12 protein-coding genes are annotated in these 15,662 nt (G+C 66.5%); 7 read left to right on the top strand and 5 right to left on the bottom strand.

The features are described 5' to 3' along the window. Window positions 1-370: 370 nt before the first annotated feature. The gene (locus ACFTSA_RS09220) at window positions 371-610 is read left to right on the top strand and encodes a hypothetical protein (protein WP_377950975.1); all 240 of its coding nucleotides are present in this window, start codon (window positions 371-373) and stop codon (window positions 608-610) included. 252 nt (window positions 611-862) lie between these two features. Here ACFTSA_RS09220 and ACFTSA_RS09215 read toward each other — a convergent pair whose 3' ends face one another. Beyond that, window positions 863-6,409, bottom strand: coding sequence for a peroxidase family protein (locus ACFTSA_RS09215; protein ID WP_377950974.1), 5,547 nt, complete (start codon window positions 6,407-6,409; stop codon window positions 863-865). A 549-nt stretch (window positions 6,410-6,958) separates the two neighbouring features. Between ACFTSA_RS09215 and ACFTSA_RS09210 the strand changes: the two genes are divergently transcribed. From ACFTSA_RS09210 to ACFTSA_RS09200, 3 genes are all read left to right on the top strand, one after another. Next, on the top strand, window positions 6,959-8,209 hold the full coding sequence (locus tag ACFTSA_RS09210; RefSeq protein ID WP_377950973.1) for an Nramp family divalent metal transporter: 1,251 nt from the start codon (window positions 6,959-6,961) through the stop codon (window positions 8,207-8,209). A gap of 149 nt (window positions 8,210-8,358) precedes the next feature. Next, entirely contained in the window at window positions 8,359-9,189 is an 831-nt protein-coding gene (locus ACFTSA_RS09205) for an oxidoreductase (protein WP_377950972.1), read from the top strand. Between the two features lie 50 nt (window positions 9,190-9,239). After that, window positions 9,240-9,689, top strand: coding sequence for a hypothetical protein (locus ACFTSA_RS09200; RefSeq protein WP_377950971.1), 450 nt, complete (start codon window positions 9,240-9,242; stop codon window positions 9,687-9,689). Window positions 9,690-9,712: 23 nt separating this feature from the next. Here the strand turns inward: ACFTSA_RS09200 and ACFTSA_RS09195 are convergent, their stop codons facing one another. Next, entirely contained in the window at window positions 9,713-10,018 is a 306-nt protein-coding gene (locus ACFTSA_RS09195) for a hypothetical protein (RefSeq protein ID WP_377950970.1), read from the bottom strand. Between the two features lie 273 nt (window positions 10,019-10,291). Next, the gene (locus tag ACFTSA_RS09190; RefSeq protein ID WP_377951138.1) at window positions 10,292-10,435 is read right to left on the bottom strand and encodes a hypothetical protein; all 144 of its coding nucleotides are present in this window, start codon (window positions 10,433-10,435) and stop codon (window positions 10,292-10,294) included. 393 nt (window positions 10,436-10,828) lie between these two features. Here ACFTSA_RS09190 and ACFTSA_RS09185 point away from each other — a divergent pair, with 393 nt between their 5' ends. Beyond that, window positions 10,829-10,978: a hypothetical protein gene (locus ACFTSA_RS09185; RefSeq protein ID WP_377950969.1), complete on the top strand. Its 150-nt coding sequence runs from the start codon at window positions 10,829-10,831 to the stop codon at window positions 10,976-10,978. Further along, on the top strand, window positions 10,969-11,625 hold the full coding sequence (locus ACFTSA_RS09180) for a hypothetical protein (RefSeq protein ID WP_377950968.1): 657 nt from the start codon (window positions 10,969-10,971) through the stop codon (window positions 11,623-11,625). The genes ACFTSA_RS09185 and ACFTSA_RS09180 overlap by 10 nt, the downstream gene beginning before the upstream one ends. 282 nt (window positions 11,626-11,907) lie before the next feature. Here ACFTSA_RS09180 and ACFTSA_RS09175 read toward each other — a convergent pair whose 3' ends face one another. Together ACFTSA_RS09175 and ACFTSA_RS09170 are read right to left on the bottom strand one after the other, a co-directional pair. Next, window positions 11,908-13,128 carry a thiolase family protein gene (locus ACFTSA_RS09175; RefSeq protein ID WP_377950967.1) on the bottom strand — a complete coding sequence of 407 codons (1,221 nt, stop codon included), beginning with the start codon at window positions 13,126-13,128 and terminating at the stop codon, window positions 11,908-11,910. Between the two features lies 1 nt (window position 13,129). Beyond that, on the bottom strand, window positions 13,130-14,536 hold the full coding sequence (locus ACFTSA_RS09170; protein WP_377950966.1) for a class I adenylate-forming enzyme family protein: 1,407 nt from the start codon (window positions 14,534-14,536) through the stop codon (window positions 13,130-13,132). A gap of 60 nt (window positions 14,537-14,596) precedes the next feature. On the opposite strand from ACFTSA_RS09170, the gene ACFTSA_RS09165 reads away from it, so the two are divergent. Next, window positions 14,597-15,493, top strand: coding sequence for a neutral zinc metallopeptidase (locus tag ACFTSA_RS09165; protein WP_377950965.1), 897 nt, complete (start codon window positions 14,597-14,599; stop codon window positions 15,491-15,493). Window positions 15,494-15,662 lie beyond the last annotated feature (169 nt).

Below are 15,662 nucleotides of genomic sequence, written 5' to 3'. Positions count from 1 at the left end.
GTGGACGCCGCAGGGCCGTCCGGGCGTGTAAAAGGTACTCCACGGCCACTTCACCCGCATAGTGTTTGAGCATCAGGAAGGCCCTTTGCCCCCGCTCGTGCGAGGTCACGGGTGCCTCTTGACCCCTCCCGGCATCGGGACCACACTCATTACTGATTAACAATTTAGAGATTCGTGAATTCCTGCCAGTACTACCCCATGCACGGCGCCGTGGCCGGAGCAGGGTGTTGACCGGCCGGTGCCGCGATTGGGGGCAGGTGGGCATGAATACCTAGGCTGTGTGCGTTTGGCGAGTTCTGCGGTGCACCGAGGCGCTGACTCCGGCGGCCGCTTTCAATGTATGTAGGGTCTCAAATCCGAGGAGCACCTCATGGGCCAACGGCCGGTTGTTGAGTGGTGGGATGAGCTTGATGAAGTCACGAAGAAGTGGCTTATCGAAAATCCCGGTTGCGTGGTTCTTCCGCGGACCGTGGCAAACGTGGTTCACCAGGCCTCAGGCGGTCACCTCGCCCAGGACCAGCACGGCGAACACCAGCTGTCAGCGGCGGAGCAGTCTTTCATCAGGGCAAAGATCAAAGCGGCCCAGGTATCGGCCGGCAAGCACGCGTAGATCCGATGGCTGCCCGCAGGAAAACTACCGCCTGATGGTCAGGGGTTCCACCGGCAACACACAGGACGCACGTTCCAGAAGAACGACGGCGGCCCCCGCTGGCGCCCGAGGAATCAGTCACGCTGATCCCCCGGGAAGAAAGGCACGACACTCCACAGCCCGGCGCTCACCAGCGCAGCACAGCGGAACGGGGACCGTCTGCAACAGACGGTCCCCGCTCCTTGGTTATTGCGGATTAGTGGCTAGTCTCGATCACCGCGTTCCCGTGGTGAAGGTCCAACTCCGGGCGACGAACGGGTTGCCGGCCAGGTCGTGTATCGAGGACGAGATCGACATGGTGTAGGTCCGGTTCGCCGAAAGAGTGGCCGTTGGGTTCAGCGTCACCGTACGGGTGACGTTGTTGTAGCTCACCGCTGCGGGAATGACCGTTGTGCCGAGCCGCAGCACCACCGTTCCCGTGCCGAAGCCGGTGATCGGTTCGCTGAAGCGCGCCGTCACGTTGGCCGTCCGGGACGCGCCCCGTGCCGAGATCCCGGGGCTTAGCGAGACCAGTGTGGGGGCGGGCCCTGTGGTGAACTGCCACGACGTGAACGCCATGGAGTTTCCGGCCGTGTCCCGGACGGAGGAGACCGCCAGGGTGTAGGTCCGGTCAGCCAGGAGGTTCGCGTTCGGGTTCACCGTTGCCGTCCGGGTCGCGTTGTTGTACGTGACCGCGGCGGGGATGACGGTGGTACCGAGCCGCAGGACCACTGTACCGCTGGTGACGTTGGCCACCGGCTCGCTGAAGGTGACAGCCAGGTTGTTGCCCTGGCTGACCGACTTCGCTCCGGCTGCCGGGGTCCGTGCCGTGATGGTCGGGGCAACGAACTCCGTGCGCGGGGTGGTCACCGCCGTCCGGGCCGACCTGGTCCCGGTGCCGGCCGAGTTGATCGCCGCCACGTCGAACGTGTAGCCGGTGGCGTTGATCAGGCCGTCCACAACGGCGCCCGTTCCGGTTCCGACGCTCAGCGTCCGTGTCGGGGTGGTTGCGGAACCGATGAACGTGCGGACCTCGTAGCCGGAGATCGGCGCACCGCCGTCAGAGGCCGGAACGGTCCAGGCCAGCGTGGCTGCCGCGTTGCCCGCCGTGGCGGTCAGTCCCGTGGGAGCACCGGGCGCGGTGGCCGCAGGCGGCGGGGGAACCTCGACGGTTGCCGAAGGAATCACCACGTTGGATGCTGCCGAGAACGGGCTCGTGCCCTGGGCGTTCGTTGCCGAAACCTGGAACACGTACTTGTTGCCGTTGGTCAGGCCCGGCACCACGAGGCTGGTGTCCGTACCCAGTGCCGTGAGCAGTCCGCCCACCTGGACACCGGCCGCGTTCGTCGTCACATCGAGCGTCTTCACATTGAAGCTGCTGGCGATGCCGACGGTCGGCGCGGTCCAGGTAACCGTGGCCCGGGCGTTGCCGGCGGTTGCGACGCCGATGACCGGAGCGCTGGTAACCACCGTGTCGGCGAAGGCGAGTTGCTCGATATTCCGCAGCGTATCGGTGCCGTCGGCGCCGACGTTGTCGGTTACCGTCGTGGTCGAACCCGGTGAGCCGAGGGTGCCGTCGCCGCCGGTGGTGGTGACGGTGTAGTTGGCCGTCGGACCGGAGAACACTGCGGTGTCGACGTTGCCCGCGGTCTGGGCCGCCGTCGGCGTGATGACTTCACGGACTGCCACCAGGTTGCCCGGGTCGATGACGCCAGCGGCGACGTCGGCCTCCAGGGTGTGGGGGTTGCCCGCCTGGTAGGTGTGCTCCATGAGGTCGGTGCTGCCGATTTCGGTTGCCGGGTCACTCGGGTTGGTACGGACGCTGATCCGGACCTGGACGTAGCGGTCGCCGTCGAGGACATCGTTGGCGCCGCGGCCTTCCAGCCGGTCGCTGCCGAGGCCGCCGAGGAGGATGTTGCCGTCGCCCCAGACCGGTCCGGTGAGGGGGCAGGCCCCCATTGCCGAAGCTGCCGCGATCGGTTCCAGCGGGGTGCTGGGTGCGGGGAGGATGTTCCCCAGGCCGGCGATCCTGTCGATGCCTGCCTGGTCGAGGACGTCGCAGCCGCTGAAGCCGGCGCCGCCCACGGTGCTGGGCACCCGGTCATCACCCTTGATCACGTCGTCGAACGCGGATCCGGAATTGGCTTCCGTTTCCTGCCAGCGGTCGCGGTTGACCACGATCTGAAGCGGCAGGCCGCCCAGGTTCTGGTTGATCTTCATGTCATCGTTGGCGCCCACCGTGTCGTACTGGTGGATGGCCCAGTCGAACCCGGCCGCACCGGCGAACCGGTCGATCGCCGCATTGGCAGCCATGAGGTCGTCGCCACCTTCAGCGTCGTAGTCGTTCTCACCGACCTGGCCGACCATGATGTCGTTGCCCGGCTTGGTCTGTGCCGGGTCATCAAAGAACGGAGCACCGTGGTCGCCCTGGAGCAGATCCTGCCCCGAGCCGCCTTCGATCCAGTCGTCGCCGCCGTCGCCGAACACTGCGTCTGCACCGTCGCCGGCCCGGACGAAGTCGTTGCCGGGACCTGCGAACGTCTCGTTGTCATTGGCGCCGCCGTTCATGAAGTCCTGGCCGTCGCCGCCCATCATGATGTCGTCGCCGATGCCGGCATTGGTGTAGTCGTTGCCGGGACCGCCCTTGAGCACGTCGGCACCGGACAGGTCAGTGATCCTGTCGTTGCCTTCGCCGCCGAGCGCCACGTCGTCGCCGCCGTTGCCTTCAATGACGTCGTTTCCGGCGTTGCCCCAGAACGTGTCATTGTCGTTGCCGCCGGTCACCCGGTCCACGCCGTCAGTGCCGTTGTACACGGACTGGCCATTGATGCCGGAGGGATCGACGGTGTTCTTCTCCTGGTACTGGATGGTGCCGTCAGGCTTCCGCAGGAGCAGCGCGTTCTCGTTGCAGTCGGTGGTCGTGGTGTCGTCTGCGACCGTCGGGCCGAATGACGTGAACCCGGCTGGCGTGCCGGAGAGGTTGCCCAGCTGGAACTTGCAGTCAGCCGTTGCGAACACATCGGCCTTGAGCGTGTTCACGCCGTCGGTGTTGCGCATGATCATCTCGGAGAAGCTGTTGCCTTCGAGCTGCGTGCGCAGGTTCATGCCGGGCGTGCGGGCCAGGTAGTACAGCCGGTCGCCGTTCTGGAGGTCCGTCAGCTGGTTCTCGAACACGTAGTTGAACGTGCTGCCGAGGAGGCCGCCGAAGAGGTTGGTCTTCTCCGCCAGGCCGCCGACCCACAGGTCAACCTTGTTCAGGCCGGTTTCCTGGTTCGCCCAGGCGCCGGAGCTGTTCATGAAGTCGATCATGTCCGCCGTGGGAGGCGTGGCCCCGGGGCCCGGATCAACGATGGCCTTCGCGGCTGCCCGCTTGTCCGCCAGGGTGGCGGCGCTGGTGATCGACGGGTAGGTGCCGTAGGCGGCCACGAAGTTGATCAGCGACTCGGGGTGCTTGATGTTCTGGCCGAAGTCAGCCCAGCTGGTGTAGGGGGCAAGCTGTCCATCACCGGTGGAGTCGTGGAGCTGGCGGCGCACCTCGTTCAGCGGCGGAACGCCGGCTTCACGTGCACGGGTCATGTTGATCGTCGCGAGGTCAAGCGGCAAGCCCAGCAGATTGTTGCGGAGCGTGTCGGTGACGAACTCATCGAGCTCGTTGCCCGTCTGGTCGCTCATGCCCATGACGACGGCGCCTGCGGCCTGCTCGGAGGTGAGCTGGTTTCCGTGGCCGTCATCGGTATACGACGGCGGGTTCAGGAAGCCGTTCAGCAGCGGGATCGAGTTGTCCGTTCCGTCGGGGTTGGTGCGGGCGATGGTCTCGGTCAGCATCGAGTGGCCGAACCGGTACACCGCATGCGCAAACTCGGCATGGATCGCGGAGTTGACGTCCGTGTGGTAGACGTGGAACGGCTGGACTGCGGGCTGGACCTTGCGTGCGAACTCCTCAAAGACCAGGTGCTGGTATTCCATCTCCGTGACGAACCGGGCGGCCTGGAAGAGGCGTTCGCCGTTCCATCCGTCTGCGCCGGCGGCCAGCTTCCATTCGGCCAGTGCGGCGATGCCGGCGACCGACGTGTCGTTGGTCAGGGTGTTCTTGAAATCGTCCACCAGCCGGTCGTGTTCCGAGTGGAAGATCTGGTGGATGGTGGTGAGGCCGATGTTCTCGTTGACACGGCCGTCGCCGGCGATGAAGTGCGCGTTCAGCATTTCGTCGTCGTAGGTGCCCGGGGGCTGGCTGGCGAAGTCAGCCGAGGCGACCGTGTCGGCGTCCGGGGTCGGCGCAACCGGCGGGGTTGACGGGTTGTGGTCCGTGTCCTGCGGGGACGGGTCCGCATTGTGTGCGATGTCCGTGAGGAACGGGGTGTCGAAGTACCGGACGTTCGACGGGACCAGGGTGCCGAGCCCGCCGTTGTCGGCGCGGTTCGCCTCGACGAGACCGCCAGCGGTGACGAACTGCGGGAGTCCGCGGGCCGGACCGGGGATGAACTTACCGTAGGGGTCGACGGCGAGCTGCGGCACGTTCAGGACGTCCTTGTCCAGGAGCTGAATGCCGAGCAGGGTCTTGGCCTGTTCCTTGACGTTGGCCCAGTTGGCCATGCCCTTCTCCGCGTTGGTGCCTGCAACACCGCCGAGCAGCTTGCCCGTGGAAACCGGCTTGCCGTCGGGGTCGTTGACGTATTCGCGCAGGAAGACCTGGTGAGACGGGTGCGACGTGTACGTCTGGGACTGGTCCACGTACGGGGAGTCCGTGTTGGAGGCATTCTGCTCATCGTCTGCAGTTCCCATGATGCCGTCAGGGCCGGGAAGGTTCTGCGCACGGGTCAGCACCATGAAGCGCTGGTTGGCGGGCAGGTCGTCGGCGTTGCCGAAGATGTGGTCCCGTCCGGCCACCAGCGGGTCGTCAGAGCGGAGCGGCACAAACACGTTGCCGCCGCTCTTGACGGTCTGGTCCACGCCGTGGTCGAAGAACTGTCCGAACAGCGTGAACATCGAGTTGTAGGGTGGCGAGAGGCCGACGTCGGTGGTGACGTTCGGGATGAAGAGGGTGTTGTGCGACGGCACACAGCCGGCGGGAACACCCGCCACCGGCGGGGTGGCCAGCGGATCCGGGTCGGTGGTGCAGGGGTGGACGCCCACGTTGCCCTGGGTGCGGACCGGGAAGCCGGCAGCAGCCACGGCTGCAGGGTTGGTGGAGGTCTGGTCCACGATCAGGTTACTGATGTCGCGCGGCTTGCTGTCGAAAACGTTGCCGGTCTTCTGCTTGTAAGAGGTGGGGCCGGCGGGACCGAAACCGGCGGGCACGGGGTCTGCATCATTGAAGACCGGCGTGGTGTAGCGGGGGAACTTCTGATCAGCGGCGCCGTAGGTTTCGCGCCCGGCCAGGAGGTTGTTGCAGGAGCCGTCGACAGTGCGGAGGCCATACGAGGTCAGCGCGTCCGGGATCTGGTTGGGACCGGTGCCGATGAGGGCGCCACAGGGTCCGGTGGCCGACGTCGTGTTGGCCACATGGGCTTCCGCGATCTTGATCTGCTTGAGGATGAACGCCAGGTCCGATGCCGTGACGGTGAAGCCCTGGCCCACCGGGGCGGTCACCGCGTTGGCCGCGATGGTTGCTGACTGGCCGATGGCCGCCACCAGGGAGATGACCACGCCGGCCGCGACGACGCGGTTAGGGGCGCCGAAGAGGTGCCGCCGGCTCCCATGTGCCTGCTTCGGGCGCCGAGGCGCTCCACGGGATGCCGTCCGATCACCTCCGATGGCTTTTATTGGGTGGAACGCTTTCATGACGTACCTGCCTATTTTGTTGATTGAACGCTCTGATTGAACGTTGCATTGGACGGTGCAAGATTGCGGAGGATGCCTTGCGGAAACCTTGGGCCGTTTTTGCCGGTAAAGACGCCGATTGCACCGCAGGCGAGGCATGCGCCCGGTGCTTACAGGGGGGTTTCGACCCTGCGGCGGCAACAACCTCCCCCAGATCAGGGGGGCAATCCACTTCGAACGGCCGGCCCTGCCGGGGCTTTCCGCAACTGGAGCCGCCTAGGCCTGGCGGCTGCGTGATTCCCAGGGAATTCCCAGTCGTTAACAAGCCTGTCCGAAGGATTGCTCTGGAACCTTGTCCCCAGTTGCCACGCAGATTCGTGGGACTGCCGCTAGGAAGGCCCCGCACCGCCTCTCACGAGGTGTGCGGGGCACTCTCCTCTTAAGGTCAATGGAAGGGGCTGCCTACTGACCGGAACCCGCGTCCAGCTGTCCGCCTAATCCCTACTTTTCGGTACACCTAAATCTCGGTTATCCTCGTCTTATCGGTACCCCCAATGACGAGGATGAATGATGGCTGTTTCGACCCTTTCAGAACGCACCGCACCGGCACGGGTGTGGTCGCGCCTGCTGCTGCTGGGGCCGGCGTTCGTGGCGGCCATCGCCTATGTCGACCCGGGCAATGTTGCGGCGAACCTGACAGCCGGGGCCAGCTACGGCTACCTGCTGGTCTGGGTGCTCGTGGCAGCCAATGCCATGGCCGTGCTGGTGCAGTACCAGTCCGCGAAGCTGGGACTGGCCACCGGCATGAGCCTTCCCGAGATCCTCGGCAAGCGCCTGGGGACCCGCCGCCGGCGCGCGTACTGGGCCCAGGCGGAAATCGTGGCTGGAGCGACCGACATGGCCGAGGTAATCGGCGGTGCCGTCGCACTGAACCTGTTGTTCGGACTTCCGCTGCTGGCAGGCGGGATCATCATCGGCCTCGCGTCGATGGCACTCCTCTCGCTGCAGTCGAACCGGAGCCAGAAGTCCTTCGAAGTGGCCATTCTGACCCTTCTCGGCGTCATCGCCGTCGGGTTTGTGTCGGGCCTGTTCGTCAATCCGCCGGACGCCGGCAACGCGCTGACCGGCCTGGTGCCGCGCTTCGAAGGAACGGACACCATCCTGCTCGCAGCGAGCATGCTCGGCGCCACGGTGATGCCGCACGCCATTTACCTCCACTCCGCCCTGGCCCGGGACCGGCACGGCTTCTCCGAAAACCCCGCCGTGCGGACCCGCCTGATCCGGGCCACCCGGTTTGACGTGGCAGGAGCCCTGTTGCTGGCCGGCGTCGTTAATATCGCGATGTTGCTGCTGGCAGCGTCCAGCCTGCGCGGCGTGGAAGGGACCGACACGATTGCCGGTGCGCACGCAGCGGTGACGCAGGCACTGGGCCCGGCGATCGGCGTCGTATTCGCCATCGGCCTGCTCGCCTCGGGCCTGGCCTCCACCTCCGTCGGCTGCTACGCCGGCGCCACGATCATGGGCGGTCTGCTGAAGGTCCGGATTCCGCTGCTGACCCGGCGGGTGATCACCCTGATTCCGGCGCTGGTGATCCTCGGAGCCGGCATCGAGCCGACGCTGGCCCTGGTCCTGAGCCAGGTGCTCCTCAGCTTCGGCATCCCGTTTGCGCTGATTCCGCTGATCCGGCTCACCGGCAAGCGCGAAGTCATGGGCATCCACACTGATTCGACGCCGCTGAAGATCGCAGGCTGGACCAGCGCCACGCTCATCGTCGGCCTGAACTGCGTGCTGATCGTCCTGACCGCGCTCGGCGTGTCCTGACGGTTTGACTTAGGCAATCCGTCCGTTCGGGCCGCCTTGGGAGGCATTGGCGTTACCTGTACCAGCAGCCACTGCCATGCCCGCCCGCAGTACGGCTTTCTGGACATGTGACTCGCTAGTCCCGAATGACCGACGGAAGGTAAATCGAAATGACCGCATGGCTCATCACAGGCTGCTCCACCGGGCTTGGCCGCGCCCTGGCCCAGGCCGTACTCGCCCATGGCCACAACGCGGTGGTCACCGCACGGAACGTCAACGCAGTGAAGGACATCGCGGCCGATTACCCGGACACTGCACTGGCACTCCCCCTCGACGTGACCGACAAGGAACAGATCAGCTCGGCCGTGCAGCAGGCGCAGGCCCGGTTCGGCGGTATCGATGTCCTCGTCAACAACGCCGGCTACGGCTACCGTGCCGCCGTGGAAGAAGCCGACGACGCCGATATCCGGCAACTGTTCGACACGAACCTTTTCGGCGCCGTCGACATGATCAAAGCAGTCCTGCCGGACATGCGTGCAAAGCGGGCGGGCACGATCCTGAACATCTCTTCCATTGGCGCCCGCATCTCGCCTGCCGGTTCCGGCTACTACTCCGCCACCAAGGCCGCCCTGGAGGGCCTTTCGGGTTCGCTGCACAAGGAACTCCAGCCGCTCGGCATCAGTGTCACGGCCATCGAACCCGGCGCGTTCCGCACCGACTTCGCCGGACGTTCGCTCACCCAATCGGCGACGGCGATTCCGGACTACGCGGAGACGGCCGGTAAGCGCCGCAAGGAGCACGACACCATCCACGGCACCCAGCCCGGCGACCCGGTCAAGGCAGCGGAGGCGATCATCGCCGTCGTCGAAAGCCCCACCCCGCCGTCGCTGCTGGTTCTCGGCCAGGACGCCTACAGCGCGTTTGCCGCCGTCGCTGACGCGCAGCGCGCAGAACTGGACCGGTGGCGCGACCTCAGCCTCAGCACGGGCATCGACGAGTAACAAACGGCACGGCCCGGAACCCCGCCGGCCCCTCATGCAAGAATCGGCGGATGAACGATCCGGAGGTCTTGTTAGTCGGTTGGCCTTCGCTTCTCTTCGCTTTCCTTAGCGACTCTGTTCTTGTCTGGGGGCCGGCAGCCGCCGTCTACTACCTCGTGCCCGGACACCAGGTCCCTGCCACCATCGCTATTGTGCTGGTTTTCTGGGCACTGAACTGGGCGCTCTATTCCCGCGGTATGACGCTCGGCACGTATCTCGGCGGCTTCCGTCTCCGGACACGGCGGCGGCAGGCGCCGGGGCGGAGGTATGGCCTGGCGCTTGCCACCGGCAATCTTGGCTCCCTGCCCGCACTGGCCGTGCTGGCCGCGATCAGCTTTTCACCCGTAGGTGATGCCTCAGGACCGCTTGGAAGGGCCGACAGCTACCCGCTGCTGGGAGAACAAGTCCGACGGCGCAGATTCCTGCAGGCCGCAGACGATTACTGGGAGCGGTGGAGCTGACGGGGCCTCTGTTGCTTTTCCGCCTACTCGGCTTCGAAGCCGAGGCGGTCGCGGACAAGCTTCGCGACGACGGCGGCGTGCTGGTTCTTGTCCGCGCGGGCTTCCGATTTGAGCGTGGCCAGATATGCGACGTACGCGGCCGTCCGGGTGTCGTAGGCGGCGGCGCGGGTTTCGAATGCGAGGGCTAGGGTGGCATGGGCCTGGGCCAGCCTGATCTGGAGTTCGGCGTCGACATCGGCGCCTGAAAGTGCTTGCTCTGCAGCGGCGAGCAGGGACCGGGCGATGTCGGCGTGCTCGTTCGCGGCGCGCTGGCCGAGGTCTGGCTGCATTGGCCCTGCCTCCCTTCATTCAGCTCCATGCTCAGCTGGCGACGGGCGGCAGCGAGATGTGGAGTAAGCCTAAAGCACGATGTGCGCTTCTAGGTATGCCCCGCTTTCATGCCCTCCGTCTACCCGCTCAGGACAGCCCAGCCGCGATGTCTTCGACGGCGCCGACCAGTGCGGCCAGCGATTCTGGGCCGCCGTGCCCTTCGTTCTCGACGACGATGAGTCGGCTCCCTTCCCAGCGCTGATGAAGCGTCCAGGGCGTGATCACGGGCCCGCTCACGTCTCTCCGGCCATGCGGTCGTCGTCGAACATCAGGCCGGGCTGCCACAGCGGATCCAGTGAGACGTGCGTCGATTCCCACCGGTCCCATGCGAGGGCAGCCGCTGAAGGGTATATGCCAAGGCGAGGGTGCTCCCCCACGACGCCCCTATGACAACCCATTTCCTTACGCCGAGATGCTGGCGCACGGCCTCGATGTCCTCGATCAGGGCCTGGGTGGTGTTGGCCGGCAGGGAAGCAAGGTCGTCCGGACGGCTGGCGTGCTCTGCCCACAGCCGCGCTGGTGCAGGCCGACGGTCCAGAATCGTGAAGCATCATGGCGGGTCCGGTAGCCCTGGCCCGGAGAAGCGCCGGGGCCGCCGTGGAGGTAGAGCACGGGAATCCCCTCTGGGTTTCCCGACGTCTCCCAGTAGATTTCCGCGCCGCCCACTGTTACCCGGCCCGCGTTCTCCCCCGTCATTCAACAAAGGCTACGAGATGGACCTCGGCAGGGGTAGGGTCGGTGCAAGCGTCGGATTGGGAATGGGGGAACCGATGAGGCTTGAGGGTTGGCACGTCGTCGTGTTTTTGGCGTTGGTGTTAGTGGCAGTTGCCGTCGTCGCGGTGGTCTTCATCGCCCGCTGGATTCTGCGGATGGCCAAGGGGCGGACCGACGGGGAAGGTTCGGGACCGTCATGGCGTTAGAGGATACTTCTGCGGTGCGCCCGGCTCGTCCTGACGGCCGGGTTCCGGGGACCCGGGAGGAGCGCCCGGCCGTCACCCACCGAAGTGCATCGGCCCGCCCACTGGCTGTGGCCCTGTGGCTGTTTGCCGCCGGCACGCTCGCTTGGCTGCTGGTTGCCGGCGCCACCAAACCCACTGCGGACGCAACGCCCTGGCTGGTCCTTGTTTCCTGGTTGGCCTACGTCTCCCAGTGGCGGCCGTGTCTGCGCGTGGACGGCCACGGTTTCGAAGTGATCAACGGGATGCGCGATCACCGGATACCGTTCGGAGCGATAGAGGACATCGAGGTTCGCTACACCACGGTCATCTGTGCCGCCGGCAAAAGGTATGTCAGTTGGGGTGCGCCCACGCCCCCGTCCATAGTTGGGTCCGGGTTCCAGCAGCTCAGCGACTTGAAGAGCCGCCCGTACACCATCCTGCCGAGCAACGAGCGGATCAGCCAGCCGGAGGCGCAAACCGGGCGTGACGCCATTGTGGCCACCTGGCAGAACGCGCGCCATGCCGGAATCGCCCGCGGCCAGGCCCGCGTCACGTCAACCTGGAACATGCCTGCAGCCGCCGTCGGAGTTCTTGCAGTGCTTGCAGTGGTTGTTTCGATCCCGTTCTAAATTTCTTCCTGGACACATGCCAGGTGGCTCTTCTGGTGTGGATCTGTCAGTCACCGGGCGTCAGCGTGCGCCGCGGTAGCCCAATTGCTTCATTCTTTCTCGCGGCTGCTCACGATATAGAGCGCGACCACGATCACGTCGATCGGAAGGATCTGCGAGAGGGTTTCGCCCCAAGCGGCAAGAGCTGATCGAGCGTCGCGGGAAACTTGCAGGAACTGAGGAAGCGTTGGAGGAAAACCTGCAGCAGCTGATAGAGCGTCGGGAGAACGAGGTTCGTCCTGCCTACAGCCGGACGTGGCGGAACAGCGCCGCAGTGCCCATGCCGCCCGCGATGCTGATCATGGCCAAGGCCAGCTTTCCATCGGAAGCCGCGGCTGGTGCCTCCCGGGCCTGCGCCAGAAGCCTGGTCACCAGCACCGCGCCGGACGCGCCATACGCGTGACCCAAAGCCAGCGCCCCGCCGTCGGCGTTGACCCGCAGCGGATCGATCCCCAGAAGGTCCAGGCACGCAAGGGTTTGCGAAGCGAAAGCCTCGTTGAACTCCACGAGGTCCACGCCCGCCGCGTCCACCGACTGCGCGGCCAGGAGGCGCGAAGCGGCTGCCGCCGCACCGATACCCAGCAGCTGCGGTTCCACCCCAGCCGTGTCAGTGCCCAGCACGGCCAGCCCGTCGGCAGCACCCAGATCCCGGGCCCTGGCCAGTGAGGTGATCACGACGGCGGCGGCCCCGTCGGCGTCGAAGCACGAGTTTCCGGCGGTGACTGTGCCGGAGTCCACGAATGCCGCGGGGAACCGCGCCATCAGGGCTTCGCTGAGTTTGGGCCGGGGACCGTCGTCGGCCGTCACCGTCTCAGGAACCGTTCCTGACGCGCCCGGCAGCGGCACCGTCTCATGGGCGAACGCCCCGCCGGCCTGTGCGGTCACCGCCCTGCGGTGGCTGCGCAGCGCAAACTCGTCCTGCCGGGCGCGGCTGATGCCGTACTCCCGGGCAACGTTCTCGGCCGCGACGCCCATATCCGGGTCGCCATGGGTGTGCGGCGCAAACTGGGCGCGGCTGAAGAAGGCCGGTTCGCCGTCGTCATTCCGGTGCGCACGCAGCGGCGCGGTGCTGATGCTTTCGACGCCGCCCGCCAGGTAAGTGCCGCCGTCCGCCGCGACGAGCCGCGACGCGAGGACGATGGCGTCCAGGCCGGAGCCGCACTGGCGGTCGACGGTGAGGCCCGGGACGGTGACGGGCAGTCCGGCCTCGAGGGCCGCGAGGCGCGCGACGTTGCCGCCCGCGCCCACAGCGTTGCCGATGACCACGTCCGCCACCTCGCCGGCTTCTACCCTCGCCTCGGCGAGCAGCGCCGTCAGGACCGGAGCCAGGAGTTCGTGGGAGCGGAGGTGCTTCAGCGCACCGTTGGCCCGGCAGACGGGTGTGCGCAGCGCCGCAATGATTACCGGCTGCCGGTCGTCCGGCAGCCGGAGTCCCGGATGCCCGGGCACCGACCCGGATGACACGCTAGACAAGGTGCCGGACCCGGCTGTCACGGGCCGCGATCCAGTCGAGCAGGAGGCGCCGGCTGACCTTCCCGCGGTCCGTCACCGGAAGCTCGTCGAGGGCATAGTACTGCAGCGGCCGCTTGTCCTTGGCCAGCACGTCCTCCAGGCCGGTCTTGAGCTGCGTCGCGGTGACCCCGCCGTGCGAGGGAACAATGCCGGCCACCACGCGCTGGCCGCGGAGGTCGTCATCCATACCGGCGGCAATGGCTGAGGCGACCCCGGGCACCGACGAGAGGGCCAGCTCCACCTCATGCGGGTAAACGTTCTTGCCTGCTGTGATGATCATGTCGGCGCGGCGGCCGAGGATGTGCAGCACGCCGTCGGCCAGGTAGCCCTGGTCGCCCACGGTGAACCAGCCGTCGAAGCATCGCAGCGCCTGGCCGTCGTCGCCCCAGAGGTAGCCGTTGCTGACCATCCCGCTTTGGACGCTGATGTTGCCGGCAGCCCCGTCGGGAAGCTCCGTGCCGGAGTCATCCAGGATCCGCACCTCGACGCCCGGGAACGGCCTGCCGATCGCGGTGCTGCCGGCGGCGAACGGCTCCCCCGCTGCCAGGCCGGCGCCGGAGACAAAGCTCAGCTCCGACGCGCCGTAGTATTCGTAGATGGTGGCATGCGGCGCCCACCGCCGGGCGGCCTCCAGGGTGCGCGCGTCCAGCTTCGAGCCGGCACAGATGATGGTCCGCACGCCCGACGCGTCCACGCATCCCAGGAGCCCGCGTTCGCTGAGCAGCCGCAGCATGGTGGGAACCAGCACCAGGCGGGTGATGCCGTCGTGGGTGATGGCCGCGTGGACGTCGCCGACGTCGAACGATTCAAGCGTGTGGAATTCCGAACCGGCGTAGAGGCACTCGGCCAGGGCGTACAGGTTGAGGCTCGCGGCCAGAGGGCCCGGTGCGAGAGTCCTGTCCTGCTGGCTGAGCCCGAAGAACTCCGTCGACGCATCGAAGGACTGCTGCCAGGAGCGCCTCGAACGCGTGAACGCCTTGGGCACGGAGGTGGTGCCGGAGGTCAGGCCGATGAGGAACGCGGACGCCGGGTCCCCATCCGCCAGTTCTATGCCGGCATCCCCCGGAACCGGATCAACGCCGCTGCCCAGGCGCTGGACGATCTCGTCCCGAAGCTGCTCCGGCCAAGCGGGGTCAAGGACCGCGCACTCACGGTCACCGGCAACCGCGGCGGCGAAGTCCACCGCAAAGCGCGTGGAATTGGGCTGGGCGAGGACCGTAATCGGAGCCGTGCTGGCGGCTGCGGCAGCCTGCGCTCCGTCGCGCAGTTCGGCCCAGCTGAGCCGTTTTCCGGCCACGACGACGGCGGTGTCGTCGGGGCGTTCATCGGCCCAACGCTGGAGATTGTTGAGAAAAGGCATCGGATCAACTTTACCGGCCAAAACCCGGCGCTGCCCTGTGGCCGGGGCTATTGTGACAACATGAGCTTCAATGACGGGGTCGAGCTGGACCCATCACAGGTAGAAGACCGGCGCGGCGGCGGAATGGGCCGTGGCACGAAGATCGGCGGAGGCATCGGGGGCGGAGTGGTCCTGCTTCTGGCGGCGCTGTTCGGCATCAACCCGCAGCTGCTTGGCCCGCTCCTGGGCAGCGGGCAGGAGCAACCCGCCCAGAGCACGGGAACACCCCTCACCCAGTGCAAGCTTGGCTCCGACGCCGACAGGGACCTCGACTGCCGGATTGCCGGGACGGTGAACAGCCTCAACGCGTTCTGGCCGGCGTATCTCGCCGACTACAAAGTCAAGTACCCGCGGCCGAAGGCTGTGCTGTTCCAGGGTGCCACGCGCACCGGCTGCGGCACGGCCACGTCCGAGGTGGGCCCGTTCTACTGCCCGGCAGACACCACGGCCTACTTCGATCCCGGCTTCTTCCAGGACCTCGTGACCCGCTTCGGCTCATCAGGCGGCCCGCTGGCCCAGGAATACGTGGTGGCCCATGAGTTCGGCCACCACGTGCAGAACCTCCTGGGCGACCTGGACAAGGCGCAGCAGGATCCGCAGGGTGCGGAGTCCGGCGCTGTCCGGGTGGAGCTGCAGGCCGACTGCTACGCGGGGCTCTGGACCCGGTACGCCACCACGCAGAAGGACCCGAAAACCGGCAAGCCCTTCCTTGAGCCGCTCAAGCAGCAGGACCTGAACGACGCGCTTTCGGCAGCCTCCGCGGTCGGCGACGACCGGATCCAGAAGGCCGCCACAGGACGCGTGAACCCTGAGGGCTGGACGCACGGTTCCAGCGCGCAGCGGCAGAAGTGGTTCTACCAGGGCTACAAGACCGGGGACATCAACCAGTGCGACACGTTCAGCGCACCTACACTTTAACCCCCCCATTGACTGCTCTGTATGTGCCCTTTTGACCGGTCAGAAGGGCAGCAACGGAGCAATGGATGGGGTGGGCAACGACGACGGGCGGGTAACATCAAAAGGGTCGGTAACCGCCCGGGGGGGGGGGGGGGGGTATATATTTTAAACCAGGGGCCCCCAAAATTAC

The organism is Arthrobacter sp. NPDC057013, from assembly GCF_042674585.1.
GTDB lineage: Bacteria > Actinomycetota > Actinomycetes > Actinomycetales > Micrococcaceae > Arthrobacter.
The sequence above is the reverse complement of the archived record's forward strand: the minus strand, read 5'-3'. Positions and strand labels throughout refer to the sequence as shown.

Excerpts from the sequence above, each read along its gene's own strand:
- ACFTSA_RS09215 (WP_377950974.1), bottom strand. The coding sequence starts at position 6,409 with ATGAAAGCGTTCCACCCAATAAAAGCCATCGGAGGTGATCGGACGGCA.
- ACFTSA_RS09220 (WP_377950975.1), top strand. The coding sequence starts at position 371 with ATGGGCCAACGGCCGGTTGTTGAGTGGTGGGATGAGCTTGATGAAGTC.
- ACFTSA_RS09195 (WP_377950970.1), bottom strand. The coding sequence starts at position 10,018 with ATGCAGCCAGACCTCGGCCAGCGCGCCGCGAACGAGCACGCCGACATC.
- ACFTSA_RS09205 (WP_377950972.1), top strand. The coding sequence starts at position 8,359 with ATGACCGCATGGCTCATCACAGGCTGCTCCACCGGGCTTGGCCGCGCC.
- ACFTSA_RS09180 (WP_377950968.1), top strand. The coding sequence starts at position 10,969 with ATGGCGTTAGAGGATACTTCTGCGGTGCGCCCGGCTCGTCCTGACGGC.
- ACFTSA_RS09200 (WP_377950971.1), top strand. The coding sequence starts at position 9,240 with ATGAACGATCCGGAGGTCTTGTTAGTCGGTTGGCCTTCGCTTCTCTTC.
- ACFTSA_RS09165 (WP_377950965.1), top strand. The coding sequence starts at position 14,597 with ATGAGCTTCAATGACGGGGTCGAGCTGGACCCATCACAGGTAGAAGAC.
- ACFTSA_RS09210 (WP_377950973.1), top strand. The coding sequence starts at position 6,959 with ATGGCTGTTTCGACCCTTTCAGAACGCACCGCACCGGCACGGGTGTGG.
- ACFTSA_RS09170 (WP_377950966.1), bottom strand. The coding sequence starts at position 14,536 with ATGCCTTTTCTCAACAATCTCCAGCGTTGGGCCGATGAACGCCCCGAC.
- ACFTSA_RS09185 (WP_377950969.1), top strand. The coding sequence starts at position 10,829 with ATGAGGCTTGAGGGTTGGCACGTCGTCGTGTTTTTGGCGTTGGTGTTA.